The sequence below is a fragment of the Acidovorax sp. GW835-FHT14B10 genome (assembly GCF_058793725.1).
The window spans coordinates 251,046-277,161 of the sequence record NZ_JBXAGC010000001.1; the positions used below are offsets into that span (position 1 = coordinate 251,046).

Annotated in this window: 23 protein-coding genes; 18 read left to right on the forward strand and 5 right to left on the reverse strand. The window is 65.7% G+C overall.

Annotated features, from left to right (window positions below; translation table 11 throughout):
• Positions 1-3 precede the first annotated feature (3 nt).
• From AC1Q5S_RS01140 to AC1Q5S_RS01160, 5 genes are all read right to left on the reverse strand, one after another.
• Entirely contained in the window at positions 4-414 is a 411-nt protein-coding gene (locus tag AC1Q5S_RS01140) for an OB-fold domain-containing protein (protein WP_060986571.1), read from the reverse strand.
• On the reverse strand, positions 414-1,586 hold the full coding sequence (locus AC1Q5S_RS01145; RefSeq protein WP_060986549.1) for an acyl-CoA dehydrogenase family protein: 1,173 nt from the start codon (positions 1,584-1,586) through the stop codon (positions 414-416). Before AC1Q5S_RS01145 ends, AC1Q5S_RS01140 begins: the two co-directional genes overlap by 1 nt.
• The gene (locus AC1Q5S_RS01150; protein WP_060986548.1) at positions 1,583-2,749 is read right to left on the reverse strand and encodes an acyl-CoA dehydrogenase family protein; all 1,167 of its coding nucleotides are present in this window, start codon (positions 2,747-2,749) and stop codon (positions 1,583-1,585) included. Before AC1Q5S_RS01150 ends, AC1Q5S_RS01145 begins: the two co-directional genes overlap by 4 nt.
• 96 nt (positions 2,750-2,845) lie before the next feature.
• Complete coding sequence (locus tag AC1Q5S_RS01155; protein WP_060986547.1) at positions 2,846-4,012, reverse strand: acyl-CoA dehydrogenase family protein; 1,167 nt, start codon at positions 4,010-4,012, stop codon at positions 2,846-2,848.
• A 19-nt stretch (positions 4,013-4,031) separates the two neighbouring features.
• The gene (locus AC1Q5S_RS01160; protein WP_060986570.1) at positions 4,032-6,083 is read right to left on the reverse strand and encodes an NADPH-dependent 2,4-dienoyl-CoA reductase; all 2,052 of its coding nucleotides are present in this window, start codon (positions 6,081-6,083) and stop codon (positions 4,032-4,034) included.
• Between the two features lie 154 nt (positions 6,084-6,237).
• Here AC1Q5S_RS01160 and AC1Q5S_RS01165 point away from each other — a divergent pair, with 154 nt between their 5' ends.
• From AC1Q5S_RS01165 to AC1Q5S_RS01250, 18 genes are all read left to right on the forward strand, one after another.
• The gene (locus AC1Q5S_RS01165; protein ID WP_060986546.1) at positions 6,238-7,407 is read left to right on the forward strand and encodes an acyl-CoA dehydrogenase family protein; all 1,170 of its coding nucleotides are present in this window, start codon (positions 6,238-6,240) and stop codon (positions 7,405-7,407) included.
• Complete coding sequence (locus AC1Q5S_RS01170) at positions 7,407-8,204, forward strand: enoyl-CoA hydratase/isomerase family protein (RefSeq protein WP_060986545.1); 798 nt, start codon at positions 7,407-7,409, stop codon at positions 8,202-8,204. Before AC1Q5S_RS01165 ends, AC1Q5S_RS01170 begins: the two co-directional genes overlap by 1 nt.
• A 34-nt stretch (positions 8,205-8,238) precedes the next feature.
• Positions 8,239-9,846 carry a carboxyl transferase domain-containing protein gene (locus AC1Q5S_RS01175; protein ID WP_060986544.1) on the forward strand — a complete coding sequence of 536 codons (1,608 nt, stop codon included), beginning with the start codon at positions 8,239-8,241 and terminating at the stop codon, positions 9,844-9,846.
• A gap of 75 nt (positions 9,847-9,921) precedes the next feature.
• On the forward strand, positions 9,922-11,919 hold the full coding sequence (locus AC1Q5S_RS01180) for an acetyl/propionyl/methylcrotonyl-CoA carboxylase subunit alpha (RefSeq protein ID WP_066784170.1): 1,998 nt from the start codon (positions 9,922-9,924) through the stop codon (positions 11,917-11,919).
• 18 nt (positions 11,920-11,937) lie between these two features.
• Positions 11,938-12,891 carry a hydroxymethylglutaryl-CoA lyase gene (locus AC1Q5S_RS01185; protein ID WP_060987574.1) on the forward strand — a complete coding sequence of 318 codons (954 nt, stop codon included), beginning with the start codon at positions 11,938-11,940 and terminating at the stop codon, positions 12,889-12,891.
• A 5-nt stretch (positions 12,892-12,896) separates the two neighbouring features.
• The gene (locus AC1Q5S_RS01190; protein ID WP_060987577.1) at positions 12,897-14,492 is read left to right on the forward strand and encodes an acyl-CoA carboxylase subunit beta; all 1,596 of its coding nucleotides are present in this window, start codon (positions 12,897-12,899) and stop codon (positions 14,490-14,492) included.
• Positions 14,493-14,517: 25 nt separating this feature from the next.
• Positions 14,518-15,315: a crotonase/enoyl-CoA hydratase family protein gene (locus AC1Q5S_RS01195; protein WP_060987575.1), complete on the forward strand. Its 798-nt coding sequence runs from the start codon at positions 14,518-14,520 to the stop codon at positions 15,313-15,315.
• A gap of 13 nt (positions 15,316-15,328) precedes the next feature.
• On the forward strand, positions 15,329-17,338 hold the full coding sequence (locus AC1Q5S_RS01200; protein WP_067512340.1) for an ATP-binding protein: 2,010 nt from the start codon (positions 15,329-15,331) through the stop codon (positions 17,336-17,338).
• Positions 17,339-17,349: 11 nt separating this feature from the next.
• Positions 17,350-18,495 carry an acyl-CoA dehydrogenase family protein gene (locus AC1Q5S_RS01205; protein WP_060983744.1) on the forward strand — a complete coding sequence of 382 codons (1,146 nt, stop codon included), beginning with the start codon at positions 17,350-17,352 and terminating at the stop codon, positions 18,493-18,495.
• A gap of 2 nt (positions 18,496-18,497) precedes the next feature.
• Positions 18,498-19,535 carry an MBL fold metallo-hydrolase gene (locus AC1Q5S_RS01210; protein WP_060983766.1) on the forward strand — a complete coding sequence of 346 codons (1,038 nt, stop codon included), beginning with the start codon at positions 18,498-18,500 and terminating at the stop codon, positions 19,533-19,535.
• A gap of 17 nt (positions 19,536-19,552) precedes the next feature.
• Complete coding sequence (locus AC1Q5S_RS01215) at positions 19,553-20,026, forward strand: PaaI family thioesterase (RefSeq protein ID WP_060983745.1); 474 nt, start codon at positions 19,553-19,555, stop codon at positions 20,024-20,026.
• Complete coding sequence (locus AC1Q5S_RS01220) at positions 20,023-20,457, forward strand: PaaI family thioesterase (protein WP_060983746.1); 435 nt, start codon at positions 20,023-20,025, stop codon at positions 20,455-20,457. The genes AC1Q5S_RS01215 and AC1Q5S_RS01220 overlap by 4 nt, the downstream gene beginning before the upstream one ends.
• A gap of 21 nt (positions 20,458-20,478) precedes the next feature.
• Complete coding sequence (locus AC1Q5S_RS01225) at positions 20,479-21,363, forward strand: SDR family oxidoreductase (RefSeq protein ID WP_060983747.1); 885 nt, start codon at positions 20,479-20,481, stop codon at positions 21,361-21,363.
• Positions 21,364-21,370: 7 nt separating this feature from the next.
• Positions 21,371-22,072: a transglutaminase-like domain-containing protein gene (locus AC1Q5S_RS01230; protein ID WP_060983748.1), complete on the forward strand. Its 702-nt coding sequence runs from the start codon at positions 21,371-21,373 to the stop codon at positions 22,070-22,072.
• A 75-nt stretch (positions 22,073-22,147) separates the two neighbouring features.
• The gene (gene mddA, locus AC1Q5S_RS01235; RefSeq protein WP_060983749.1) at positions 22,148-22,870 is read left to right on the forward strand and encodes a methanethiol S-methyltransferase; all 723 of its coding nucleotides are present in this window, start codon (positions 22,148-22,150) and stop codon (positions 22,868-22,870) included.
• 188 nt (positions 22,871-23,058) lie between these two features.
• Positions 23,059-23,931, forward strand: coding sequence for an alpha/beta fold hydrolase (locus AC1Q5S_RS01240; RefSeq protein WP_060983767.1), 873 nt, complete (start codon positions 23,059-23,061; stop codon positions 23,929-23,931).
• A gap of 14 nt (positions 23,932-23,945) precedes the next feature.
• Entirely contained in the window at positions 23,946-25,460 is a 1,515-nt protein-coding gene (locus AC1Q5S_RS01245) for an AMP-binding protein (RefSeq protein WP_060983750.1), read from the forward strand.
• Positions 25,461-25,598: 138 nt separating this feature from the next.
• Positions 25,599-26,084 carry a MaoC family dehydratase gene (locus tag AC1Q5S_RS01250; RefSeq protein ID WP_060983751.1) on the forward strand — a complete coding sequence of 162 codons (486 nt, stop codon included), beginning with the start codon at positions 25,599-25,601 and terminating at the stop codon, positions 26,082-26,084.
• Positions 26,085-26,116: the final 32 nt, after the last annotated feature.

Below are 26,116 nucleotides of genomic sequence, written 5' to 3' on the forward strand. Positions count from 1 at the left end.
TGGTTAACCTTCGCCCCGCGCCGCCGCCACGAAGACCAGCAGTTTGCCTTGGGCCGGATCATCGATCACGCGCGCCTGCACGGCCATGCCGATGCGCACCTGCTCGGGTGGCACGCCATCGACGCGCGACATCAGCCGCGGCCCCTCGGCCAGGTCCACCAGCGCGACGTTGTAGTCGCCGCCGGCCTCGGCCTTGCGCCGCACCGTGGTGCTGGAATAGACCTGAGCGGCCCCGCTGGCGTTGACCCAGCCAAGCCGCGCCGAGCCGCAATGCGGGCACAGCGCGCGCGGATAAAAGACATGCTGGCCGCAGGCGGCGCAGTGCTGGATCTGAAAGCGGCCCTGCGCCAGCGCGGCCGCGAATTGCGCGTCCGGGCCGGGGCCGGCGAAGGGCTGGCTGGCGCTGTGCGTCATCATGACGGCAGCTGCAGCACGCTGGCGGCCAGGATGTTGCGCTGCACCTCGTTGCTGCCGCCATAGATGGTGGCGGGCCTGGCGTTGTAGAAGGTGGTCAGCACGTCGGTCTTGCCGCCGGGCAGGGCGATGTCGCCAGGCATGCCACCGCTCGAGCCGGCGATGTCAACCAGCAGATCGGCCAGCCGCGAGTAGGTTTCGGTGGCGAACAGCTTGAGCATCGAGACATCGGGTCCCAGCGTTTCACCGCGTTTGACCTGCTCGATGAAGCGGCCGTAGAGCGCGCCCAGGTCGGCCACATCAAGGGCCAGCTTGGTGTAACGGTCCACAAAGCCGGTGTCTTGAAACAGGCCTAGGCGCTGAGCGGCTTCCTGCACCCGCGCCAGCGCGTACTGGCTTTGCTTGGGGCTGCCCAGGAAGATGCGCTCGAAGCCGAGCAGCGCCTTGGCGATGGTCCAGCCCTTGTTCAGCTCGCCGACGATGTTGGCGCGCGGCACGCGCACGTTTTCCAGGAAGATCTCGCAGAAGTCCTCGCTGCCCGCGATGTTGCGGATCGGGCGCACGCTGATGCCAGGCGTTTTCATGTCGGCCAGCAGGAAGCTGATGCCTTGCTGCTTCTTGGCCTGCTTGTCGGTGCGCACCAGCAGGAAGATGTGGGTGGCGTCCTGTGCCAGCGTGGTCCAGGTCTTTTGCCCGTTGACGATGAAGTGCTCGCCGTCGGCCACCGCCTCGGTGCGCAGGCTGGCCAGGTCGGAGCCAGAATTCGGCTCCGAATAACCCTGGCACCAGATGTGCTCGCCGGCCAGGATCTTGGGCAGATAGTAGGCGCGTTGCGTGTCGTTGCCGTGGTGGATCAGCAGCGGGCCGACCATGGTGATGCCCATGTCGGGCGCGCGCCCAACGCCCCAGCGCTCCTGCTCCTCGATGAAGATGATGAGCTTTTCGGGGCTCAGCCCCATGCCGCCATAGGAGCTGGGCCAGCTCGGGGCGACCCAGCCCTTTTGGGAGAGCGTCAGATACCAGTCCCTGATTTCGGCCCAGCGCAGCCGCCGTTTGGGATAGCGCAAGTCCTTGGGGTAGCGGGTTTCAAAGAATTCGCGCACGGTGACGCGAAAGCTGCTGTTGTCGAGCGCGTTCCAGTCGGTGCCGGTGGTGGTCGAGGGCTTGTTCATGCGTGTTCCTGCTCGGTGGCGTTGCGGGTGAGGTCGGCGTAGCGGCGGCGCTGGAGCGTGCCGTTGCCCAGCCAGGCGGCAAGCACCAGGGCGCGTTGCAGATACAGTCCCAGGTCGTATTCGTCGGTGACGCCGATGGCGCCGTGCAGTTGCACCGCTTCGCGTGCCACTTGCAGCCCGGCGTCCGACGCGCGCGCCTTGACGCGGCTGGCCATGGCCGAGCGTGCCGTGGCGTCGGCCTGCGGGTCGTCAAGCAGGGCGACGGCCTGCGATACCACGCTGGCGGTCAGTTCCTGCTGGATCAGAAGGTCGACGGCGCGGTGCTGCAGCGACTGGAAGCTGCCGATCGGCTTGCCGAACTGGACGCGCGTGCGCAGGTAGTCCAGCGTCATGGCCAGCATGCCGCGCACCAGGGCCAGCAGTTCGACACTGCTCAGCACCAGGGTTTCGTCATAGGCGCGGGCGAGGGCGGCCACGGCGGCCGGTCCTTCGGCCAGCAGGTGTCCGGCAGGCAGGCGAACGCTGTTGAAGTCGAGCTGCGCCGCATAGCTGCCGTCGGCCAGCGGCTGGCTCGACAGGGTGAGGCCGGAGGCATTGGCCGGCACCCAGACCAGGGCCAGACCGTTCGCTCCGCTGGCACTGACGATGTAGCCGTCGGCGCCGGCGCCAGGGCGCACATGGCGTTTGCCACCGCTCAGCATCAGGCCATCGCCCGCGCGCTCCAGCCGGGTGGCCGCCTGGTCGAGAGGGTCTTGCGCGCCGGTGACCTGCTCCTGCCAGGCCACGGCAGGCAGGGTGCGCCCCTCGGCGAGTTCGGTCAGCAGGCGTGTCGCCAGTTCGGTGGCGCCCGCATGCGCCAGCAGCCGGCCGGCGAAGACCAGCACCGGCACCACCGGTTCGGGCGCGACCTGAGCGGCCAGGGCGGCGGCCACCTCGGCCATCTCGGCGAAGCCCTGTTCGTAGCCGCCCAGTGATTCGGGCACCAGCAGCCCGGTCCAGCCCTGCTCGGCCAGTGCGTTCCAGAAACGGCGGTCGTAGCCGGGTGCCTGGTGGCGCAGGGCGCGTGCGCGGTGCAGAGGCGACTCTTTGGTGGCGAAACCGAGCGCACTCTCGCGCAGCATGTTGAGTTGGTCGGCGCGTTCGCTGTCGGGAGGGGTGGTCATGATGGGGTGGGGGATGTCATGGGTGAAAAGAGGGTGACGCTGGATGCCGCAGGAATGTCGGCGGCGAGTTCCGCAGTGAGTGTCAAAGCGTGAGCGTCAATAGGATTTGGGCAGGCCCAGCACCTTCTCGGCGATGAAGCACAGGATGAGCTGCGGGCTGATCGGCGCGATGCGCGGAATCATCATCTCGCGCAGGTAGCGCTCGACGTGGTACTCCTTGGCGTAACCGAAACCGCCGAGTGTGGCCATGGCGCGCTGGCAGGCATTGAAGCCGGCCTCGGCTGCCATGTACTTGGCCGCATTGGCGTCGGCGCCGCAGGGCAGGTTGTTGTCGTATTTCCATGCCGCGCGCATCGTCATCATCTCGGCTGCTTCCAGTTCCATCCACGATTGCGCCAGCGGATGCTGGATCGACTGGTTTTGCCCGATCGGCCGATCAAAGACCACGCGTTCGCCGGCGTACTTGACGGCCACCTGCAGCGCCGCGCGGCCCAGGCCGATCGCCTCGCCCGCGATCAGCACCCGCTCGGGGTTCATGCCGTGCAGGATGTATTCGAAGCCGCGGCCCTCTTCCCCGATGCGGTCCTCCACCGGCACCCGCAGGCCGTCGATGAAGACCTGGTTCGAATCGACCGCCTTGCGCCCCATCTTCTCGATCTCCCGCACCTCTACAAAACGGCGGTCGAGGTCGGTGTAGAACAGGCTCAGGCCGAAGCTCGGCTTCTTGCAGTCTTCGGCCGCAGTGGTGCGTGCGAGGATCAGCATCTTCTCGGCCACCTGGGCGGTTGAAATCCAGACCTTCTGGCCGGACAACACATAGTGGTCGCCCACCCGATCAGCGCGGGTTTTCAATCGGGTGGTGTTCAGGCCGGTGTCAGGCTCGGTGACGGCGAAGCAGGCCTTTTCCCGGCCCGCGATCAGCGGCGGCAGCATGCGGCGTTTCTGTTCCTCGTTGCCGAACACGGCCACCGGCTGCAGGCCGAAAATATTCATGTGCACCGCCGATGCGCCGGACAGCCCGGCACCCGACTGTGAAATGGCCTGCATCATCACGGTGGCTTCAGTGATGCCCAGTCCGCCGCCGCCGTATTCCTGCGGCAGGCAAATGCCGAGCCAGCCCCCCTCGGCCAGGGCGCGGTGCAGCTCATGCGGAAAACCGCCCAGCCGGTCGCGTTCGAGCCAGTAAGCGTCGTCGAAGCGGGCGCAGATTTTGACGATCGCATCGCGAATCGATTCATGTTCTGGGTGGGGTGCGAAATCCATGGGGGTGTTTTTGGTGAGTTCAGATGGCCAGGCCGAGGCGTGTGCCCTGGTCAATGGCACGCAAGGCGTCCAGTTCGGCGGCAACCGCCGCACCGCCGATGATCTCGGGCGCCAGGCCGAGCGCGCGCAATTCGGTGGCCAGCGTGTTCTCGCTGTCCTGGCCGGCGCAAATGACGATGGTGTCCACATCGAGCGTTTGCGGCTGCCCCTGGATGCTCAGGTGCAGTCCGGCGTCGTCGATGCGCTCATAGCTGCAGCCCGACAGCATGCGCAGGCCGCGTCGTGCCAGTTCGGCCTTGAGCGCCCAGCCCGTGGTCATGCCCAGGCTGCGCCCGGGTTTTTCCGGTTTGCGCTGCAACAGGGTGACCTCGCGTGGCGATGTCACGGGCAGCATCGGTTTGAGGCCACCCGCAGCTGAGGGTGAGGTATCGACACCCCATTCAGCGTGAAACCGGTCGACCGCCTGCGGCGCGCTGGCGTCCCCGGCCTGTTCTTCGTGCAGCAGGAATGCCGCCACGTCGAAACCGATCCCCCCGGCGCCAATCACCGCGACCCGGCGGCCCGCCTGCACCCGGCCCGACAGCAGGTCGGCATAAGCCACGACTTTCGGATGCTCGATACCCGGGATCTGCGGCAGGCGCGGGCGCACGCCGGTGGCGATCACGATGCGGTCGTACGGGGCCTTGGCGAGCGCTTGGGCCTCAACCCGGCTGCCAAGTTTGAGCCTGACGCCATGCCGTGCCACACCCTGTTGAAAGTAGCGCAACAGTTCATTGAACTCCTGCTTGCCCGGCACGGCCCGAGCCAGGTTCAACTGGCCGCCGATCTCTGGCGCGGCCTCGAACAGGGTGACCGCGTGTCCGCGAGCGGCGGTGCTCAGCGCGCAGGCCAGCCCGGCCGCGCCGGCGCCGACCACCGCCACCTTGCGTTGCGCCGCCCGTGGCGGCAGCCGCGAGAATTCGAGTTCGCGGCCAGCGCGGGGGTTGACCAGGCAGGTGGCGGGCCGGTCGGTGAAGATGTAGTCGAGACAGGCCTGGTTGCAGGCGATGCAGGTGTTGATCTCATCGGCGCGACCCTGCGCCGCCTTGGCGATGAAGTCGGCGTCGGCCAGGAAGGGGCGCGCCATCGAGACCATGTCGGCATCGCCGCTGGCAAGAATCTCTTCGGCCAGCGCGGGCGTGTTGATGCGGTTGGAGGTGATGACCGGAATCGATACGGCCTTTTTGACCCGGGCCGCCGCGAAGCGCCAGGCGGCGCGTGGCACCACGTAGGCAATGGTGGGTATGCGCGCTTCGTGCCAGCCGATGCCGGTGTTGAGGATGTCGGCGCCGGCGCCCTGTACGGCCTGGGCGAGTTGGGCGATTTCGTCCGCCGGGGCGCCGCCTTCGACCAGATCCAGTGCCGACACACGGTACATCAGCAAAAACTGCGGTCCCACCTGTTCGCGCACGCGACGCACGATCTCCACCGGCAGGCGGTGGCGATTTTCCATGCTGCCGCCGAATTCGTCGCTGCGGTCGTTGGTGCGCGTGACGGTGAACTGGTTGAGCAGGTAGCCTTCCGAGCCCATGATCTCGACGCCGTCAAAGCCGGCGCGCTGGGCGAGTTCGGCGCAGCGCACGAAGTCGGCGATCGTTTGCCAGACTTCGGCCGTGCTCAAGGCTCGGGGCCCGCGCGGATTGATCGGGGACGGAATGCCGGAGGCGCCGACCGGCCGTGCGACCTTGGCGTAGCGGCCGGTATGCAGGATTTGCAGAATGATCTTGCCGCCTTCGGCATGCACCGCCTGGGGAATGGGTTTGAGCGCATCGGCCTGCTCCGGCGTGACGAGCAGGGGGCCGGTTTCATCCAGCAGGCCATCCTGGCAGGGCGCATAGCCGCCGGTGACGATCAGGCCGACGCCACCGCGCGCCCGCTCCGCATAGAACAGGGACAGGCGCTCTATCGGCCGATCCAGCGACTCCAGTCGCGTGTGCATGGAGCCCATCAGCGCCCGGTTCCGAAGAACATGCGCACCGACCTTCAGTGGAGACAGCAGTCTTGAAAAGGGGACTGCGGGACGGTGGGTCATGTAAAAGAACTCCTGCACATCTAACTAACGCCTGTTCGGTGCTATAGTAACAAGGAAGCACCGCGTTTTGCAATCGGGGTTCTCTTCATTTTTTTGTTTCTGGCTGCTGTTGGGCGCAGGCGGCAGTCGTTTCAGCGGCAGTCAAACAGGAGATATGACCATGATTTTTGATGACGATCAAATTGCGTTGCGTGACGTGGCGCGCCGCTTTGCACGCGAGAAGCTCAGGCCCGATTACCAAAAGCGCGAGTCGCAGCCGGGGATTGACCGGGCGCTGTTCAGGGAAATGGGGTCCCTCGGCCTGATCGGTGTCGATTTGTCCGAGGAGTATGGTGGCCTGGGCCTGAGTGGCGTCACGGCGGGCATCATTACCGAGGAAATCGCCTATGGCGACTTCAACGTGAGCTATATGCAGTTGCTGAGCTCGCTGATGGGCGCCATCATCCATGCCAATGCGTCCCCCGAGCTGGCGCGCACCTGGAACAGCCGGATCGTGGCGGGCGAGGCCATCGTCGCCCTGGGTCTGACCGAGCCGCGGGGCGGCTCGGATGCCGCCAACCTGCAGCTCAAGGCGCGCCGCGTTGGCGACGAGTACATCCTCTCGGGTGAGAAGACCTCCATCACCTTTGCCGACCAGGCCGATGCCATGGTGCTGTTCGCGCGCACCGGCAAGCCAGAGGATGGCGCGCGCGGTATCACGGCCTTGCTGGTGGATTTGAACCAGAAAGGCGTGCAGCGCACCCGCTTCAACGACGTCGGCAGCAAAATCATCGGCCGCGGCTCGGTGTTCTTCGACGACGTGCGGGTGCCGGTCGAGAACCGGCTGGGGGCGGAAGGCAAGGGCTTCACGCAGGTGATGCAGGGCTTTGACTTCAGTCGCATCCTGATCGCCCTGCAGTGCTTGGCGGCGGCGCAGGCCTCGATCGACGAAACCTGGGAATACGTGAAGGAACGCCAGACCTTCGGCGCACCGTTGGCGCAGTACCAGGGCGTGAGCTTTCCGATTGTCGAATTCGAGACACTGATTTCCGCTTGCCGCCAGCTCTGTTACCACGGCCTGGCCTTGCGCGACGCGGGTCAAGCGCACACCGCGGAAGCCGCCATGGTCAAGTGGATGGCCCCCAAGACCTCGTTTGACGCCATCCATCAGTGCCTCCTGACCTTTGGCCACTATGGCTGGTCGATGGATCTGCCGCACCAGCAGCGCATGCGTGATGTGATGGGTCTGGAAATCGGCGACGGCACGGCGCAAATCATGAAGCTGATCATCGCCCGCGAGCGTGTGGGCCGCGCTGCCGTGCAATACGCCAAGGAGAGCAAATAATGCAAACCGAGAATCAGGCATCTCCCGTGGTGGTCAGCCGCAGCGGCGCGGTCGGCATCATCGAGCTGGCCCGTCCCGAAAAATTCAATTGCCTGTCGATGTCCGTGCATGAGGGCATCGAGGCTGCTCTTGATGAATTCGAGCGGCCCGGCTCCGGCGTGCGCGCCATCCTGATCCGGGCGCAGGGCAAGCATTTCTGCACCGGTGCCGACCTGGACGAGGTGAAGTCCTTGCGCGGCGATCCCGCCAGGCTCAAGCATTTCATCGCTTATGGCCATGGCGTGCTCAAGCGCCTGGAGCGCAGCGATCTGCCGGTGGTGGCGGCCTGTCAGGGCCTGACCCTGGCGGGCGGCAGCGAACTGATGCTGGCCTGCGACATCATTTTTGCAGCCAAGGACGCGCGCTTTGGCGACCAGCATGCCCAGTTCGGCCTGATTCCGGGCTGGGGCGGTAGTCAGCGCATGCCGCGCATCGTCGGCCTGCGGCGCGGCCTGGACCTGTTTTTTTCGGCGCGCTGGATCGATGCCGGCACGGCCGAGCAATGGGGGCTGGTCAACTATGTGGTCGAACCCGAACAACTGGGTGAAGCGGCGCTCGCCTACTGCACCCAACTCGCCACGCGCAGCCGGATCGGCATCGCCACCATGAAGCGCCTCGCCCGTCAGGGCATGGAGGGTTCATCGGAGGCCGGTCTCCAGCTCGAGGAGGATCTGGCCAGCGCCGCCTTGCTCGATGACGATGTGAGTGAAGGTCTGGCGGCGTTCGAGGCGCGCCGCACGCCGGTGTTCAAGTCCTGATGACTTTCCCTTTCGAATTGGTGCGAGAACGCAAATGACCATCCTCTCCTCACGTGTGTCGACTTCGGACGACGAATTTCGACTCAATCGCGAAGCCTACGAGGCCGTGATTGCGAATCTGCAGAGCCGTCGCCAACTGGCGCTTGCCGGGGGGCCTCTGAAAGCGCGGGAAAAACATCTGGCGCGCAACAAGATCCTGCCGCGCCATCGGGTCGAAGTGCTGCTCGATCCGGGTTCACCCTTCCTGGAAGTCGGCATGCTGGCCGGTGAAGGCCTGTACGACGGCGTGCCGCCCGGCGCCAGCATCATCACCGGCATTGGCCTGGTGCAGGGCCGTGCGTGCATGATCATCGCCAACGACGCCACCGTGAAGGGCGGCACCTACTACGGCATGACCTGCAAGAAGCACGTGCGGGCGCAGCAGATTGCCTGGCAGCACCGCCTGCCCTGCATCACGCTGGTTGACAGCGGCGGGGCGTTTCTGCCGGAGATGGCCAACATCTTTCCCGATGTCGGACAGTTCGGCAGCATCTTCAACAACCAGGTCCGCATGTCGGCCGAGGGTATCCAGCAGATTGCCGTCGTGATGGGGCCCTGCACGGCGGGTGGCGCCTATATTCCGGCGTTGTGCGACGAGGTGGTGATTGTCAAGGAGCAGGGCTATATGTACCTCGGTGGCCCCGAGTTGACGTTTGCCGCCACCGGCGAGACGGTGGATGCCGAGTCGCTGGGGGGGGCCAGGATGCATTGCAGCGTCAGCGGCGTCACCGACCATATCGCCGAAGATGACCGCCACGCGCTGGCCATCACGCGTGAGATCGTGCGCGATCTGGGCGAGCAAGCCCAACCGCGTTGGACGCGTCAGCCCTCGGTGCCGCCGCGGTTCGATCCGCGTGAGATTTACGGCATCATCAGCCGCGACACCAAGATTCCGACCGACACGCGCGAGATTCTGGCGCGCTTCGTCGATGACAGCCGGTTCCAGGAATTCAAGCCGATGTACGGCGACACCCTGTTGACCGGTTTTGCCCGTATCCACGGCCACGAGATTGGCATCCTCGCCAACCAGGGCGTGCTGTTCCCGGAGAGCGCGATGAAGGCGGCGCACTTTATTGATTTGTGCTGCCAGCGCGACATCCCGCTGCTGTTCATGGCCGACGTGACCGGTTTCATGGTCGGGCGCGCCGCCGAGCAGGCCGGCATCGCCAAGGCCGGAGCCAAGATGATCACGGCCATGGCCTCGGCCAACGTGCCCAAGTACACCATCATCATGGGTGCCTCTTACGGCGCTGGCTACCTGGCCATGTGTGGCCGCCCGTTCAATCCGACCGCGATGTTCGCCTGGCCGACCGGCCGCGCGGCCATCATGGGCCCGGATCAGGCCGCCACCGTGCTGGCGCTGGTGCGCAAGCAGATCAACAAGACCGAGGGCCGCGAATGGACGCCCGAGGAGGAAGAAGCCTTCAAGGTGCCGGTGCGCAAGATTTACGAAGACTTCCAGCCCGCCACCAACTTCTCTTCCAACCTGTGGGTCGATGGCATTCTTGATCCGGTGGAAACGCGCGATGCCATGGGGCTGTTGCTCGACCTCGCTTCGCGCACCGCCGCCAAACCGACGCCGTTCGGCGTTTTTCGCTTCTAACCAGGACGCCAACCATGCAACGCATCCACACCGTCTTGTTGGCCAACTTCCTTCGCCGCTCTGGAGGCCTTGGGCATGCTTAAGAAAATCCTCATTGCGAACCGAGGCGAGATCGCCTGCCGCATTGCCCGTACTTGCCGCAAGCTCGGCCTGTCCGTGGCCACGGTGCATTCCAGCGCTGACCGGTTTGCCCGCCATGTGCGCGAGATCGGGGAATCGGTCGAGATCGGGGGCGCCGCGCCCAGCGAGAGTTACCTCAACATCGACGCCATCATCGCGGCGGCCAGGCGCGTCGGCGCCGACGCCGTGCATCCGGGCTACGGCTTCGTCTCCGAGAACGCGGACTTCGTGCGCGCGCTCGAAGCGGCTGGCCTGACCTTCATCGGCCCCCGGGCCGACACCATGGAGCGCGTGGGCGGCAAGGCCAGCGCCAAGCGCGAGGCGGCCCGGCTCGGCGTGCCGGTCATCCCCGGCAGTGAAGGCGGCATGAGCGACCCGGCCGAGGTGTCGCGCCTGGTGCGCGGCATGACGCTGCCGGTGCTGCTCAAGGCGGTGGCCGGCGGAGGCGGCCGCGGCATGGCGGTGGTCGAGACGCTGGAGGGGCTGGAGGCACGCATCGAGAGCGCCATGCGCGAGGCCGAAAAAGCCTTCGGCAATGGCGAACTGATCGTCGAACGCTACCTGCCGCAGGTGCGCCATCTTGAAGTGCAGGTCGCCGGTGACGGCCAGGGCCATGCCATCCACCTGTTCGAGCGCGAGTGCACTTTGCAGCGCCGCCATCAAAAAGTGATCGAGGAAGCGCCCTCGGCCGGCCTCGGCCCGCGTCTGCGCGAGGCCATACTGGCCGATGCGGTGAAGCTGGCCGCCGGCGTGAACTACCGCGGCCTGGGTACCGTGGAGTTCGTTGTTGCCGGTGACGCGCACTACTTCCTGGAAGTCAACCCGCGCTTGCAGGTCGAGCACCCGGTGACCGAAGAAGTCACCGGGCTTGACCTGGTGGCGCTGCAGCTGCGCATTGCCGACACCGGGTGCTTGCCGCTGGCGCAAGCCGATGTGGTGTGCCGGGGGCACGCCTTCGAGGCGCGGCTGTGCGCGGAAGATGCCGACGCCGGTTTCCTGCCGGCCATGGGTCGGCTCGATGTCGTCGATTTTTCGCGCTCGGGCGTGCGCATCGAGTCGGGGGTGGACAGCGGAGACGAGATCTCGCCGCACTACGACTCGATGATCGCCAAGCTCATCGCCCATGGCCCCGACCGCGAGTCGGCCCGTCGGGCATTGGTGGCTGGATTGCGCGAGAGCACGGTCATCGGGCTGGTGACCAACCTGCGGTTTCTGCATGAACTGCTCGAATGGCCGGAAACCCGCGACGCCAGTTTCCATACCCGCCTGATTGACGAGCGTCATGCGCAGCGGGGCGTGGTCGCGCCCGCGGCCGTGCCGGTGGAGCACCTGGCGGCGGCCGCGCTGTACTGGCTGGCGCAGCGGCGCGCGGAGTCGCCCGCGCTGGGCTGCTGGACCCTGTGGGACGGTTTCACCGGCTGGCGCCTGAGCAGTGGGCCGATTCAGGCCGCGCCCCAGGCGGCCCTGGTGTTGAAGGCGGGCGCGGCAGAGTGGCCGGTCCGGTTTTCCGCTCGCGCCGCCGATGGCGCCTGCACCCTGGCCATCGGCGACGAGGTGACGCAGGCCGCGCTGTCGCCGATCCCGGGTGGGCGCCGCCTGTTGCAGTGCGGCGGGCGGGCGCTGGAGCTGACCATCCAGGGCGATGCGCAGCAGGTCGAGCTCTCCAGCGCGCTGGGCAGCAGCGTGTTCACCGCGGAACCCTATCTGGGAGGCGCCGCCGGTGACGCCGCCTCCAGCGGGCAATTGGGCGCACCGATGATGGGCAAGGTGGTCGCGGTCAAGGCGGCGGTTGGCGATTCGGTCGCCATCGGCCAGACCGTGATCGTGCTCGAATCGATGAAGATGGAGCTGCACGTCACGGCGCCGTTCGAAGGCAGCCTGAGCAGCCTGCGCTGCCGGGTTGGCGACATGGTCGAGCGCCACCAGGTGCTGGCCGAAGTCCGTCCGGTCTGATCGAAGGAGATGGCGGCGATGAGTGACTTGCCCGCCTCGGTCGAGTTCCATGAGGAGGGGCCGCGCGAGGGCTTCCAGATGGAGCCGCGGACCTATCCGCTGGGCGATCGCGCCGCGTTGATTGATGCTTTGGCGGCCTCGGGCTTGAAGCACATCCAGGTGGCTTCCTTTGTCAGCCCGCGCGCGGTGCCGCAGATGGCCGATGCCGCCGAGCTGTTCGCCGCCATCGTCAAGCGCCCAGGCACCCGCTACACGGCGCTCTGGCTCAACGACAACGGCTTCGAGCGTGCGCGTGCCTGCGAGCAGGTGGACCTGGACGGCAGGCTGATGTTCTACACCACGGAGCCGTTTTCGCAGCGCAACAACAACTGCAGCGTGGCCGAGATGCGCGAACGCCAGCTCGGCTGGCTGGATCGCTACATCGCCCTGGGCATTCCGGTGGAAAAGGCCTACGTGATCACGGCTTTTGGCTGCAATCTCGGGGGTGCCGTGCCGCTGTCGTCCGTCACCGACCAGATACGCTGGCTGCTTGATGCCTGCGCCGACCGGAGCGTGCCGCTGCCAGCGGTTTACCTGGCCGATACCATGGGATGGGCCCATCCCGAGGAGATCAAGCGTCGCATCGGGGCGGTACGCGAGATCGTGCCCGATGCACGCATCGGGCTGCACCTGCACGACACGCGCGGCGTCGGCGGCGCCAACGTCTATGCGGCCTTGCAGATGGGTGTCCGGCTGTTCGACAGTTCGGTCGCCGGTCTGGGCGGTTGCCCGTTCGCCGGCCACAAGCATGGCGGCGCGGCGGGCAATATTTGCACCGAGGACATGGTGTTCATGTGCCAGGAACTCGGTATTGAGACCGGCATCGACCTGGAGGTGCTGATTGAGGCGGCTCGGCTGGCCGAGCGCATCATTGGCCGGGCATTGTCGGGCCATGTGATGCACAGTGGCTCGCTCGCTGCAATGAAGGGATGACGCAGATGACTCAGATCGAAAGCCGTATCGATACCCGCGGCGATGCCTACGCCCAGGCGCTGGGGCAGGGCCGATCACAGGCCGAGACGCTGCGTGCGCGTCTGGCCGCGGTGGCGAGCGGCGGGCGCGACGCGCACATCCGGCGCCACCGCGAGCGCGGCAAGCTGCTGGTGCGCGAGCGCATCGACTTTCTCGTTGATGATGGCAGCGCCTTCCTGGAGCTCTCGCCGCTGGCGGCCTGGGGCCAGTATGGCAACGAGGTGCCGGGCGCGGGCATCGTCACCGGCGTCGGCATGGTGGCCGGTCGGCCCTGCATGCTCATCGCCAATGATGCCACGGTCAAAGGCGGCTCGTTCTTCCATGAAACCGTCAAAAAACATATCCGGGCGCAGGACATCGCCGAGCGCCTGCGGCTACCCTGCCTGTACCTCGTGGACTGCGGCGGCGCCTTCCTGCCGGAGCAGGACCGCGTGTTCCCTGACAAGGACCACTTCGGCAACAGTTTTCACCGCCAGTGCCGCATGTCGCAGGCCGGTCTGCCGCAGATTTCGGCCGTGTTTGGCGGCTGCACCGCGGGCGGGGCCTACATTCCGGCGCTGTCCGACGAGGTGGTGATGGTGCGTGGCAATGCGCGCATCCACCTCGGCGGCCCGTCCATCGTCAAGATTGCGATCAACGAAGTGGCCGATGGCGAAACCCTCGGTGGCGCCGAGATGCATAGCCGCGTCTCCGGCGTCAGCGACCATCTGGCCGAGGACGAGCACCAGGCGCTGGCGATGCTGCGCCAGATCGTGGCCAGCCTGCCGCCCGAGCCCGCGCTGGCGCCGCCGCTGTTGCCCAGCCCGCCACGCTACGATCCGGGCGAACTCGACGGCATCGTGCCGGCTGATCCCAAGCAGCCCTACGACGCGCGCGAGATCATTGCGCGGCTGCTCGATGGCAGTGCCTTCCATGAGTTCAAGCCGCTGTGGGGCGAGACGCTGGTGACCGGCTTCGGCGCGATCCACGGCCAGCCCGTGGCCGTTCTGGCCAACAACGGCGCGCTGCTGGCCGAGTCGGCCCTGAAGGGCGCGCACTTCATCGAGCTGGCCAACCAGCGTGGCGTGCCGCTGCTGTTTTTGCAAAACATTCCCGGCTTCATGGTGGGCACCGAGGCCGAGCGCGGCGGCATCGCCAAGCACAGCGCCAAGATGGTCTATGCCATGGCCTGCGCCCGCGTGCCCAAGCTGACGCTGGTCGTCGGCGGCTCTTATGGCGCGGGCAACTACGGCATGTGCGGCCGCGGTTTCGAGCCCGAATTCCTGTTCGCCTGGCCCAGCGCCCGGGTGGCGACCATGAGCGCCGACATCGCCAGCAATGTGATGGTCGAGCTGGCGCGCTCCAATCTGCGCGGCCCGGCCGACGAGGCCCGATTGGCCGAGACCGAACGCCAGGTGCGTGAGCAATACGCGCGCCAGAGCGACCCCTATTACGCCACATCCCGGCTGTGGGACGACGGCCTGATCGAGCCTTCGGCCTCGCGCGATGTGCTCGGCCTGGCGCTGGCGCTGGCGGCGCGCCGTGCGCTGCCGGACACCGCCACCCCTGTCTATCGCATGTAACCCTGTCCATCCAGAGACCTGTCCCATGAACACACCCGTCTACGAAACCCTGCAACTTGCCGTCGATGCGCGCGGCGTGGCCCGCCTCACGCTGAACCGCCCCGACACCCACAACGCGCTGAACGCCACCCTGATCGGCGAGCTGCGCCGTGCGGTCGAATGGCTGGGCGCCGCCGAGGGCGTGCGCGCGCTGGTGCTCACCGGCGCCGGCAAGACCTTTTGCGCGGGCGGCGACCTCGGCTGGATGCAGGACAACATGACGAAGAGCCGGGCCGAGCGCGTCAGCGAAAGCGGCGATCTGGCGCTGATGCTGCGGGCACTGAATGACCTGCCGATGCCAGTCATCGGCCGCATCAACGGCCCCGCCTATGGCGGCGGCGTCGGCATGATCTCGGTGTGCGACATGGCCATCGCGGTCGATACCGGCGTCTATTCGCTGACCGAGGTCCGCCTGGGCCTGCTGCCGGCCAACATCGCGCCCTATGTGGTGGCGCGCATGGGCGAGGCCAACGCACGGCGCACCTTCCTGACGGCGCGCCGCATGGGGGCGGCCGAGGCGCAGCGCCTGGGCCTGCTGTCCGAGGTGGTGGCGGCGGACCAGCTCGACGCCGCCATCGAGCGCGAACTCGCCGACCTGCTGCAGTGCGCGCCCGGCGCGGTGGCGGCCACCAAGAAGCTGATCGCCTACGTGCATTCGCATGACCTGGACACCAACATGATCTACGCCGCCGACAAGCTGGCCGATGCCTGGGAAACCGAAGAAGGGCGCGAAGGCATCGCCGCCTTCTTCGGCAAGCGCCTGCCTGCGTGGCGGCAGGTCTGAGGTCAAAATGACTATGTTTGACACGCTGCTGATTGCCAACCGCGGCGAGATTGCCTGCCGCATCGCACGCACCGCGCGCCGCATGGGCTTGCGAACCGTGGCGGTGTACGCCGACGCTGACCGCGAAGCGCTGCACGTGGCCCAGTGTGATACCGCCGTGCGCATTGGCCCGCCTGAGGCCGCGCGCAGCTACCTGGATGCCGCGGCGATCGTGGCCGCGGCGCGTGCCGCCGGTGCGCAAGCCATCCATCCAGGCTACGGCTTCCTGTCGGAAAGCCTGGCCCTGATCGATGCCTGCGAAGCGGCCGGGCTCATTTTCGTCGGCCCCTCGCGCGAGGCGATCCGGCGCATGGGGTCGAAGATCGAATCCAAACGCATTGCGATGGAACACGGCGTGCCGGTGGTGCCGGGCTACCACGCTGACGATCAGGACAGCGCGGTCTTGCAGGCGGCGGCGGCTGATGTGGGCTATCCGGTGCTGATCAAGGCCTCGGCCGGGGGCGGCGGCAAGGGCATGCGGGTGGTGCGCAGCGCGGGTGAATTCACGGCCGCGCTGGACACCGTGCGGCGCGAGGCCCAGGCGTCGTTCGGTGATGACCGTGTGCTGCTGGAGCGCTACCTGGACGAGCCGCGCCACCTCGAAGTGCAGTTGCTGGGCGACCAGCACGGGCATTTGGTGCACCTGTTCGAGCGCGAATGCTCGATCCAGCGCAAGCACCAGAAAGTGATCGAGGAAGCGCCGGCGCCGCACCTGTCGCCGGCGGTGCGCGAGGCCCTGTTTGCCCACGCGCTGACGATGGGGCGTGCCATCGGCTACGACAGCACCGGCACCATCGAATTCATTCATGACAGCCGCAGCGGCGACACATTCTTTCTGGAAATGAACACCCGGCTGCAGGTCGAGCACCCGGTGACCGAGCTGACCTGCGGCATCGATCTGGTCGAATGGCAGTTGCGGGTGGCCGCCGGTGAAGCGCTCGGCTTCAGTCAGTCAGCGCTGTCGCAGCGCGGCTGCGCGATCGAGGTGCGCGTATGCGCGGAAAATCCAGCGGCCGATTTCGCGCCCGAGATCGGCACCGTGGTCGGCTACCGCGAGCCGCGCGGCGAGGGCGTGCGGGTTGACAGCGGTGTGCGCACCGGCAGCCGGGTCACCCCGTATTACGACTCGATGCTGCTCAAGGTGATTGCCCATGCCGATGACCGGCCGACCGCCGCGCGACGGCTCGCCACCGCACTGGACGACACGGTGCTGCTCGGCGTGCACAGCAACCTCGGTTTCCTGGCCGATCTGCTGCGCCACGAGCACTTTGCGCAAAGGCTCAGTACGCACTACATCGCGCGTGCTTTCCCCGCAGGCTGGCAGCCGCGCGAAGACGACGGGCTGGCCATCGCCGCTGCCGCGCTGCACGGCGTGCTGGCCACGCAGGCAGCTGCGGCCGGGCGCTCGGCCTGGCAATCGCTCGGGACCTGGCGCGTGCCCGGCAGCGGCGCTGGCGGCACGCGGGTGCTGCTCGAAGACGGGCAGCGCTGCGTGCACGAGGCCAGCGTGTCGCCGCAGGGCGAAGGCTGGCGCGTACGCGTCGGCGAGCTGGAACGGGTGGTTGCGGCGACGCTGGTCGCAGACACCCTGGAATTGCGGCACAAGGGCGTGACGACCCGCTTCACGGTGGCGCTGGAACGGCACGCCAGCGAGGGCGAACGTCTGTGGCTGGCCGGCGCCGGCCGCACGCGCACCTGGCGCCGGCTCGACCGCTGGCAGCGCGCGCTCACCGGCGCGGCGGCCGCGGACGAGCGGGGTGGCAGCCGCCTGCTCGCGCCCATGCCCGGCCTGGTGACGCAAGTGCAAGCCAGCGTGGGCATGACGGTGAATGCGGGCGATACGCTGGTGCAAATGGAAGCCATGAAGATGGTGCACACGATCAGCGCGCCCGCCGCGGGCCGGGTCAGCGAGCTGCGCTGCCGCAGCGGCGATGCGGTGCGCGGTGGCGATGTGCTGGTGGTCATGGACATTGAGGACAACTGAGGAAAAACGAAATGAACGAACCGATCTACTTTGATGAGCAACACCGGCAGTTCCGCGACAACCTGCGCCGCTTCGTCGAGCAGGAGGTGGTGCCACAGGCGGCATCCTGGGAAGACAGCGGCATGGTGCCGCGCGCGGTGCTGCGCCAAATGGGGGAGCTTGGCTACCTGGGCGTGCGCTACGCCGAGACCTACGGGGGTTCGAACCTCGACACGGTGTACAGCGCGATCCTGGCTGAAGAACTGGGGCGTTCGAGTTTCGGCGGTTTCGCGGTGACGGTGATGGTGCATACCGACATGGCCTCGCCGCACCTGGCCAACTTCGGCACGCCCGAGCAGTTGCAGCGCTACCTGCCGCCCATCATCCGCGGCGAGAAGATCTGCGCCGTGGCGGTGACCGAGCCCGATGCCGGCTCCGACGTGGCCGGCATACGCACCCGCGCGCTGCGCGACGGCGACCACTGGGTCATCAACGGCAGCAAGATGTTCATCACCAACGGCGTGCATGGCGACGTGTATTTCGTCGCCGCCAAGACCGACCCGACGGCCAAGGGCTCGCGCGGCATCTCGATCTTCATCGTCGAGAAGGGCACGCCGGGTTTTCGCGTCGGCCGCGCACTCAACAAGAGCGGCTGGCTGTGCAGCGACACCGCCGAGCTGGTGTTCGAGAACTGCCGCGTGCCGGCGGCCAACCTGCTGGGCGAGGAGAACAAGGGCTTCTACCAGATCATGCGCAACTTCCAGAACGAGCGCATGGTGCTGGGCGCGCAGATGATGGGCGAGGCCGCGCGCGCGATCGAGCTGACGCTGGCCTACGTGCGCGAGCGCAAAGCCTTCGGCGCCACACTGTGGGACAAGCAGGCGATCCGCCAGCGCCTGGCCATGCGTGCGGCGCAGGTCGAGGCCGCGCGCCAATTGGTCTACCACGCCGCCTGGCTGGACGCACAGGGGCGCGAATGCGTCAAGGAAGTGTCGATGGTCAAGGCGCTGTGCGGCGAGCTGCTCAACGACGTGGTCTATGACTGCCAGCAGTTCCATGGCGGCTTCGGCTATATGCGCGAGGCCGCAATCGAGCGCATGGTGCGCGACGCCCGTGTCCAGGCCATCGGCGGCGGCGCCACCGAAGTGATGCTCGAAGAAGTGGCCAAACGCCTGTGATCATGAGCACCTCGTCCCCCACCCCAGCCATGGACTTGCCGGTCGAGCTGCCGCTCAAGGAAATCCTGCCCGGCATCCTGATGTTCACCCTGCCGGTGGACTACGGCATCGACCACGTCAACATCTACCTGATTCGCGACGGTGAAGGCTGGTGCCTGTTCGATACCGGCGCCGACTGCGAAGCGGCGCGGGCCTTGTGGCTGCGTGCCCTGGCGGGGCCGCTGGTGGGTGGCCTGACGCGCATCATCGTCTCGCACCACCACCCCGACCACCTCGGGCTGGCCGCGTGGCTGGAGCAGAGCACCGGAGCGAAGATCCTGATGCGTCCCGAGGAACGCGAGGTGGCGCGTGCAACCCGCATGCTGGATGAAACCTCACGCCGCCAGGGCATCGACTTCATGCTGCGTCACGGCTTGTCACTGGGCGAGGCCGAGGAGATCGTCAGTGGCGTGTTGCATGAAAACCTGGGTTGCGACGAACCCCCGCCCGGCAGCAGTCTGGAAAACGGGCAGCGGCTGCAAATTGGCGACTTCGGTTTTGACGTGCTGGTGCTGGGCGGCCACAGCATCGCGCAAATCTGCTTGTACGAGCCAGCCTTGAAACTGCTGCTCACCGGGGACCAGCTGCTTGAGCGCATCACGCCCAATGTCGGGGTCTGGCCGTACGGCGAGACCCATCCGCTGCCACGCTACATCGACAGCTTGCGGGCGATCGCGGGCTTGCCCATCGAACATGTGTTGCCGGCGCATCACCATGCTTACCACGCAGGTGAAGCGCGCGCGCACGGGCTGGTGGCGCACCACCAGCGGGCGCTGCGGCGCTTCAAGGAAGGCTTGCGTGAAGGCATGAGTGCCGTGGAGCTTGGCGAAGCGAGTTACGGAAAACAGTCCGAGGCACTGCACAGGTTCCTGGCGATGGGAGAGACGCTGGCGCATCTGCTGTGGCTCGAAAGTGACGGTCATGTCAGGTCCAGCGAAGACGCTGGCGTGCTGCGCTGGGCACCCATCCAGCGGTCAGATCAGCCGACGGTTCAAATTTGAATGAGAGGAATTTTTTGATGGCAGAAACGATGAGTCCTGAAGAGGAATTCGCCCAGCGCTGGCGGAAGTTTGCGGACGTGTCCCCGTACAACCGGGAGCTCGGGCTGTTGCCACACTCCGTGCGGCCGGACTGGTGTGTGCTGAAGGTGGACTACAAGGACGGCCTGGTTGGCGACCCGAACACGCGGGTGCTGCACGGTGGCGTCATCACCGCCTTGCTGGATGCTGCCTTCGGGTTCTCGATCTTTGTGAAGATGCCTCAGTTTCGGCCGATGGCTACGCTGGATCTGCGTATTGACTACCTCAGGCCAGCCACCCCCGATAAAGCGGTGCTGGGCGGCGCGGTCTGCTACAAGCTGACGCCGGATCTGGCCTTCGTCCGCGGCTGCGCCTACCACGAGTCACCGGACGATCCGATCGCCACCGCGGTAGGTATCTACATGTTCACCAGCGGATCCACTGTGATTCAAAACGAGGAGCGTCCCCGATGAAGTTTGCCGACCTCTTGACAAGCTGCAGGGCGTCCGGTGATTTGGGCCCGATGGTGCAATCCATTCCGTACGCCAACTTCCTGGATCTGCGCATCGACATCAAGGGTGACGAGTTCACCTGCATCCTGCCTTTCGAGAAAAAGCTGATTGGCAACCCTGTTCTGCCCGCCTTGCACGGCGGCGCAACCGGTGGTTTTCTGGAATGTGCTGGCTTGTTCTATCTGCTTTGGAAAATGGATACGAAGACCCTGCCGAAGACGATCGACTTCAACATTGACTACCTGCGTACCGGTCAGCCGCGCGACACCTTTGCCAATGTCGTGATGGTCAAGCTGGGACGGCGCGTGGCCAACCTGCGCATCGAGGCCTGGCAGTCGAGTCCCGACAAGCCGATCGCACTCGGCCATTGCAACTTCATGCTTGACGCATGAAACCATCAAGGAAATGCACCCATGAATCAATCGGTCTATCAATCCGTATTCCGTCCGGGACTCTTCGCTGGCCAGACGGTGATCGTCACCGGCGGCGGCAGCGGCATTGGCCGCTGCACCGCCCATGAGCTGGCGAATCTGGGCGCGGCCGTCGCGCTGGTCGGGCGCCGCGTCGAGAAGCTCGAGCAGGTGCAGGCCGAGATCACCGCCGCGGGCGGCCAGGCCAGCATCCATCCCTGCGATATTCGCGACGAAGCCGGCGTGAAAGCCATGGTCGCCGAGGTGATCGCACGCCATGGCGTCATCAACGGACTGGTCAACAACGCCGGCGGCCAGTACCCGCAGCCGGTGCGCGACATCACGCTCAAGGGCTGGGACGCGGTGGTGCGCAACAACCTGACCGGCGGCTTCCTGGTCGCGCGTGAAGTCTATGTGCAAAGCATGGAGGCCAACGGCGGCGCCATCGTCAACATCATCGCCGACATCTGGGGGGGCATGCCGACCATGGCGCACAGCGGCGCGGCGCGCGCGGGCATGCTGTCTTTCACCGAGACGGCAGCCTGCGAATGGTCGCAGTCGGGTGTGCGCGTCAATGCCGTGGCGCCGGGCTGGGTGGCCAGCAGCGGCTTTGACACTTACAGCGCCGAGATGCAGGCCGAGCTGCGCAGCCTGAAGACCAAGGTGCCGCTGCAGCGCTATGGCACCGAGTCCGAGGTGTCGGCGGCGATCGTGTTCCTGCTGAGCGAGGCGGCGGCCTTCATCACCGGCTCATGCATTCGGGTCGATGGCGGCGTGCCCAATGCCAGACCGACCTGGAAGCTGATAGCGCACGAGCGCTCAAAGGCATTCAACGGTTTTACGCTGTCGCAGGCACCCAAGTGTCTGGGCGAAGATGCGCAGGGATGATCGGGACATGAACACGCCGGCACAAACCACGAATGCGAACGACCTGTCGAACTGTCTCGCGCCTGGCCGTTATGTCGACAGCGACCATCCCGCGGTGATATCGTTCGCGCGCCGGGTTGCCGGCGCCGCGACGACGCCGCATGACATCGCGCTCAAGCTCTACTATGCCGTGCGCGACGAGTTTCTCTATGACCCCTACCACTTCGACACCAGCATCGACGGCCTCAAGGCCAGCCATGTGATAGCGGCGGGCCGCGGTTTCTGCGTGCCCAAGGCGGCGCTGCTTGCCGCCGCTGCACGCGTGTTGGGCGTGCCATCGCGGCTCGGCTTTGCCGACGTGCGCAACCATCTGACCAGCCAGAGGCTGTACGACATGATGGGCACCGATCTGTTCGTCTTTCACGGCTACACCGAGCTGTGGCTCGATGGCCAATGGATCAAGGCCACGCCCGCCTTCAACCGCTCCCTGTGCGAGAAAGCCGGCATTCGGCCGCTGGAGTTCGACGGCAGCGCCGATTCGGTTTTTCATGAATTCGACGCCAGCGGCCGGCGTCACATGGAGTATGTGCATGACCGTGGCGCCTATGTCGATCTGCCGCGCGGCGATCTGATCGCCGCGTGGCGCGAGGCCTATCCCTCGTTTCCCGACTGGGGGCGGAAGCTGGGCGTCCGCGCCGATTTCGAATCCGATGTCCGGCCGGGTGCCTGACATCGGACCCCGAGGATGAAGTCCGCTGAACGGCAACGAATTTTTAATAACCTTGCTGTGAATAGAGCCAGGCACATGAGAGTTTTATTCCTGATTTATGGGGCGGCCAGTTATCTGGCTTTCCTCCTTGTGTTTGTCTATTTCATGGGCTTTGTCGGTGATGTGTTCGTGCCCCAATCCGTCAGCCATCCGGCGTCGGCCGGTTTCAGCAAGGCCCTGCTGATCGACATCGGGGTGATGCTGTTGTTCGGCATTCAGCACAGCGTGATGGCGCGAGCCGGCTTCAAGTCTTTCATGGCGCGCGTGATTCCGCACACCATTGAACGCGCGACTTACGTGCTGACCTCCGCCATCGTGCTGGCGTTGCTGATGTTCTGGTGGCGACCTATCGAAGGCACGGTGTGGTCCGTGGAAAATCCGGCGGCGCGCGCAGCCGTATGGGCGCTCTTTGCGCTGGGATGGCTATTGATTTTCATCTCCACCTTCCTGACCGACCATTTTGATCTCTTCGGTCTGCGCCAGGTCTGGCTGCACTACGTCCGGCGGACTTACACCGACCTGAGGTTTACCGAGCGACTTTTCTACCGGTCAATTCGCCATCCGATGATGCTGGGAATCCTGATTGCCTTCTGGGCCGCGCCTGTCATGAGCGTGAGCCACCTGGTGTTTTCGATCGGAATGTCCTTGTACGTTCTGGTCGGCATCCACTTCGAGGAAAAAGGACTCCAGAAAGCCTTGGGGAGGGACTATGTTGACTACCAAAAGCGCACCAGGAAGATCGTTCCAGGCGTCTATTAACGATGACCAGCAAATGACCAGTAGGTGATGTCGTCTGCGTATCGGGACCAGGAAGCAAGACGCCTTGGTCCGTAACCCCGGAGCCTTAAAAACATGAATCTGCGATCTTTCATGCCTTCCCCGATGAGATTTCATCCATGGAAGACTTCGCTGCAGGTTGGCAGCGTTCGGCCACGGAAGGTTCTTGCATGAATATTTTCGAGCGACGAGAGTTCTCCGGCTTGGACGGTGGCGTTCTTGTCGCCGACGTTTATGGGCCGGTGGGTGCGCCGACGGTGTTGCTGCTGCACGGCGGGGGGCAAACGCGCCATGCCTGGGGCCGCGCCGCGCAGACCCTTGGCGATGCTGGCTGGCGTACGGTCGCCCTGGATCTGCCGGGGCATGGTGACAGTGCCTGGGCGACCGATGGCGATTACCGGATTGAGGTCCTGGCCGAGCGCATGTGCCGCATCTGGCGCGAACTGGGGACGCCGCTGGCCGTGGTGGGGGCATCCCTCGGCGGCCTCATCAGCATGGCCGCGGTCGGTCGCGCCGACGCGCCACCGATCAACGCGCTGGTGCTGGTGGACATTGCGCCGCGCATGGAAGAAGCCGGTGTCGAGCGCATCGTGCGTTTCATGCGGGCGCAGCCCGATGGATTCGCAACACTCGAAGAGGCCGCGCTGCATATTGCAGCCTACCGTGGCCGCCCCATGGAAGGCCCCATCGAGGGGCTGAAGAAAAACCTGCGCCTCAATGCGCAAGGCCGCTGGGTGTGGCATTGGGACCCACGCCTGATGAGCGAAGCCAACCACAATCACCGCCGCGACCCGGACGGCTATGAGCGGGCCTTGCGCGGGCTGCAGGCGCCCACGCTGCTGCTGCGTGGTCAGCGCAGCGACGTCATATCCGAAGAAGATGCGCGTGCCCTGGTGCAAACCCTGCCGCGGGCGCGCTTTGTCGACCTGAAGGGTGCTGGCCACATGATCGCCGGAGATGCCAATGACGCCTTCGCCGCCAGTGTGGTGGATTTTCTGCACGAAGTGATGCCGCCGACGCACGCCCCGGCGGGTGGAAACTGAACCAGGAGCATGCCATGAGTTTGCGATCTTTTACGCTGCACGATCTGATCGCGCGCAACGCGCGCTTGCACGCATCGAAAACGGCTTTTTTGTTTGGCGATCAGCGGGTAACGCACGCCCAGTACGCCGAGCGCACGGCGCGGCTGGCGGCCGGTTTGGCCGCGGCTGGCGTGCGTGCGGGTGACCGGCTGGCGATACTGGCCCCCAACTGCCTGGAATACGCCGATTTGTTCGGTGCCAGCGCGCATCTGGGCGCGATGGTGGTGCCGATCAACTGGCGGCTGTCGGCCGAAGAAGTGGCCCATGTCATCGAGGATGTGTCACCCCGTGTACTGATCGTGGCCGACGAATTCAAGGCACTGCTGCCGCAACAGGGCCTGGACGACACGCTGCGCTACACGCTGGGCGCGGCACAGGCCCCGTGGCAATCCATCGGCACGCTGTATCTGGAGCCCCATGCGCCAGCGGCGGAGCTGCCAGACGTGGCCGACGACAGCGGGTTCGTCATCATCCACACCGCTGCCGTGGGTGGGAGGCCGCGCGGCGCACTGCTCTCGCATGGCGGCCTGCTCGCTGCTGGCATGCAGACGCAACTGGCCTGGCACCTGATGCCGCAGGATATCAATTTGGGGGTCTTGCCGCTGTTTCACGTCGCCGCCATCGGCTTCATGCTGGCCACGCAGCAGGCGGGCGGGGCGACGCTGCTGCTGACACGTTTTGATCCGCCCAGCCTGGTCAAACATATCGACGAGGACGGTGGCAGCCTGATCGGCACCTTTCCGCCCATGCTCGGCGCACTGCTGGACGCTGCCGCGGCCCAGGGCTCGCAACTCGCAAACCTGCGCGTGGTGTCGGGGATCGATGCGCCCGAAACCATCGCGCGCCTGCGCACGAGCTGTCCCCGCGCGACTTTCTGGAGTGCCTACGGCCAGACCGAGACCTCGGGCTCGGTCACCCAGGCGCCCTTTGACGAGCGCCCCGGCAGTGCCGGTCGTCCCACCCTGTTGAACACGGTCGCGGTGCTGGATGATCTGGACCGCCCGCTGCCAATCGGCGCCACCGGCGAGATCGTGGTGCGCGGCCCGATGGTGTTTCTGGGCTACTGGGGCCGCAACGAAGACAACGCCTTCACGTTGCGCAAGGGCTGGCACCATACCGGCGACATGGGGCGCATCGATGCCGATGGCTACCTCTGGTACAGCGGGCGCTCACCGGCCAAGGAGTTGATCAAGCCGGGCGGCGAGAACGTCTATCCAGCTGAAGTCGAGCGGGCCATTCTTGAACACCCGGCGCTGGCGCAGGCGGTGGTGTTCGGTGTGCCCGACGTTCAGTGGGGCGAGGCGGTCAAGGCCGTCTGTGTGCTGAAAGCGGGGCACACTTTGAGTGCTGAAGAATTGATCGAGTTTGTGGGCGGTCGCATCGCGCGCTACAAAAAACCCAAGCATGTGGTGTTTGTATCGGAACTGCCCAAGGCAAGTGCCGATAGCATCGACCGCGCGGCCGTCAAGTCCGCGCACGGCGGGGCTTGACGGTCATGTCAGCCTGGTGTGATCAAGCCGCCGTTGACGCTCAGCGTCTGGCCCCGGTGATGGCATTGAATTCGGGGCCAGCAAAGAACGCCGCGGCACTGGCCAAGCGCGTTCAACGGCCGTTTCCAGGATCATTGCATGAACACTGAGCGCGCCGAAGAACTTCGGTTCAAGACCCACTGCCGAACCATCACCGAAACGGACATCGTCACCTTCGTCAATGTGGTGGGATTGCATGAACCATTTTTTATCGACATGGAATACATCCGGGAGAACATGACCGGATCACATCGCAGCCGTTTCGCGCCTGGCCCCATGGTCATCTCGCTCGGCATGGGGCTGCTGGCTACCTATGTGCCAGGCATCATCATGCAGGTGCTGGAAGGTCGCGAGGTGGGCCCTTTCGGTGGCATGACCGGTGTGCAGGCGCGCCTGCGTGGTGCGCTGTTTCCAGGCGACACCATTCATGTCGAAGGGGAGGCCCGACTGCTCCCCAAGACCTCGCGCGGCTATACCCTGATGGAGTTGCAGCACCTGGTGATCAATCAGCGTGGCGAGACCATCGCTGACTTCACCGAAACCATTACCTTTCTGCCTCAGGCCAACCCAAAGTCGCTGACCTGAACAAGTCAGCGCGCTACACATGCAAGGCAACC

Excerpts from the sequence above, each read along its gene's own strand:
- AC1Q5S_RS01245 (WP_060983750.1), top strand. The coding sequence starts at position 23,946 with ATGAGTTTGCGATCTTTTACGCTGCACGATCTGATCGCGCGCAACGCG.
- AC1Q5S_RS01145 (WP_060986549.1), bottom strand. The coding sequence starts at position 1,586 with ATGAACAAGCCCTCGACCACCACCGGCACCGACTGGAACGCGCTCGAC.
- AC1Q5S_RS01230 (WP_060983748.1), top strand. The coding sequence starts at position 21,371 with ATGAACACGCCGGCACAAACCACGAATGCGAACGACCTGTCGAACTGT.
- AC1Q5S_RS01240 (WP_060983767.1), top strand. The coding sequence starts at position 23,059 with ATGAATATTTTCGAGCGACGAGAGTTCTCCGGCTTGGACGGTGGCGTT.
- AC1Q5S_RS01150 (WP_060986548.1), bottom strand. The coding sequence starts at position 2,749 with ATGACCACCCCTCCCGACAGCGAACGCGCCGACCAACTCAACATGCTG.
- AC1Q5S_RS01190 (WP_060987577.1), top strand. The coding sequence starts at position 12,897 with ATGACTCAGATCGAAAGCCGTATCGATACCCGCGGCGATGCCTACGCC.
- AC1Q5S_RS01250 (WP_060983751.1), top strand. The coding sequence starts at position 25,599 with ATGAACACTGAGCGCGCCGAAGAACTTCGGTTCAAGACCCACTGCCGA.
- AC1Q5S_RS01205 (WP_060983744.1), top strand. The coding sequence starts at position 17,350 with ATGAACGAACCGATCTACTTTGATGAGCAACACCGGCAGTTCCGCGAC.
- AC1Q5S_RS01155 (WP_060986547.1), bottom strand. The coding sequence starts at position 4,012 with ATGGATTTCGCACCCCACCCAGAACATGAATCGATTCGCGATGCGATC.
- AC1Q5S_RS01180 (WP_066784170.1), top strand. The coding sequence starts at position 9,922 with ATGCTTAAGAAAATCCTCATTGCGAACCGAGGCGAGATCGCCTGCCGC.
- AC1Q5S_RS01210 (WP_060983766.1), top strand. The coding sequence starts at position 18,498 with ATGAGCACCTCGTCCCCCACCCCAGCCATGGACTTGCCGGTCGAGCTG.
- AC1Q5S_RS01200 (WP_067512340.1), top strand. The coding sequence starts at position 15,329 with ATGTTTGACACGCTGCTGATTGCCAACCGCGGCGAGATTGCCTGCCGC.
- AC1Q5S_RS01215 (WP_060983745.1), top strand. The coding sequence starts at position 19,553 with ATGGCAGAAACGATGAGTCCTGAAGAGGAATTCGCCCAGCGCTGGCGG.
- mddA (WP_060983749.1), top strand. The coding sequence starts at position 22,148 with ATGAGAGTTTTATTCCTGATTTATGGGGCGGCCAGTTATCTGGCTTTC.
- AC1Q5S_RS01195 (WP_060987575.1), top strand. The coding sequence starts at position 14,518 with ATGAACACACCCGTCTACGAAACCCTGCAACTTGCCGTCGATGCGCGC.
- AC1Q5S_RS01185 (WP_060987574.1), top strand. The coding sequence starts at position 11,938 with ATGAGTGACTTGCCCGCCTCGGTCGAGTTCCATGAGGAGGGGCCGCGC.
- AC1Q5S_RS01225 (WP_060983747.1), top strand. The coding sequence starts at position 20,479 with ATGAATCAATCGGTCTATCAATCCGTATTCCGTCCGGGACTCTTCGCT.
- AC1Q5S_RS01165 (WP_060986546.1), top strand. The coding sequence starts at position 6,238 with ATGACCATGATTTTTGATGACGATCAAATTGCGTTGCGTGACGTGGCG.
- AC1Q5S_RS01220 (WP_060983746.1), top strand. The coding sequence starts at position 20,023 with ATGAAGTTTGCCGACCTCTTGACAAGCTGCAGGGCGTCCGGTGATTTG.
- AC1Q5S_RS01175 (WP_060986544.1), top strand. The coding sequence starts at position 8,239 with ATGACCATCCTCTCCTCACGTGTGTCGACTTCGGACGACGAATTTCGA.
- AC1Q5S_RS01170 (WP_060986545.1), top strand. The coding sequence starts at position 7,407 with ATGCAAACCGAGAATCAGGCATCTCCCGTGGTGGTCAGCCGCAGCGGC.
- AC1Q5S_RS01140 (WP_060986571.1), bottom strand. The coding sequence starts at position 414 with ATGACGCACAGCGCCAGCCAGCCCTTCGCCGGCCCCGGCCCGGACGCG.
- AC1Q5S_RS01160 (WP_060986570.1), bottom strand. The coding sequence starts at position 6,083 with ATGACCCACCGTCCCGCAGTCCCCTTTTCAAGACTGCTGTCTCCACTG.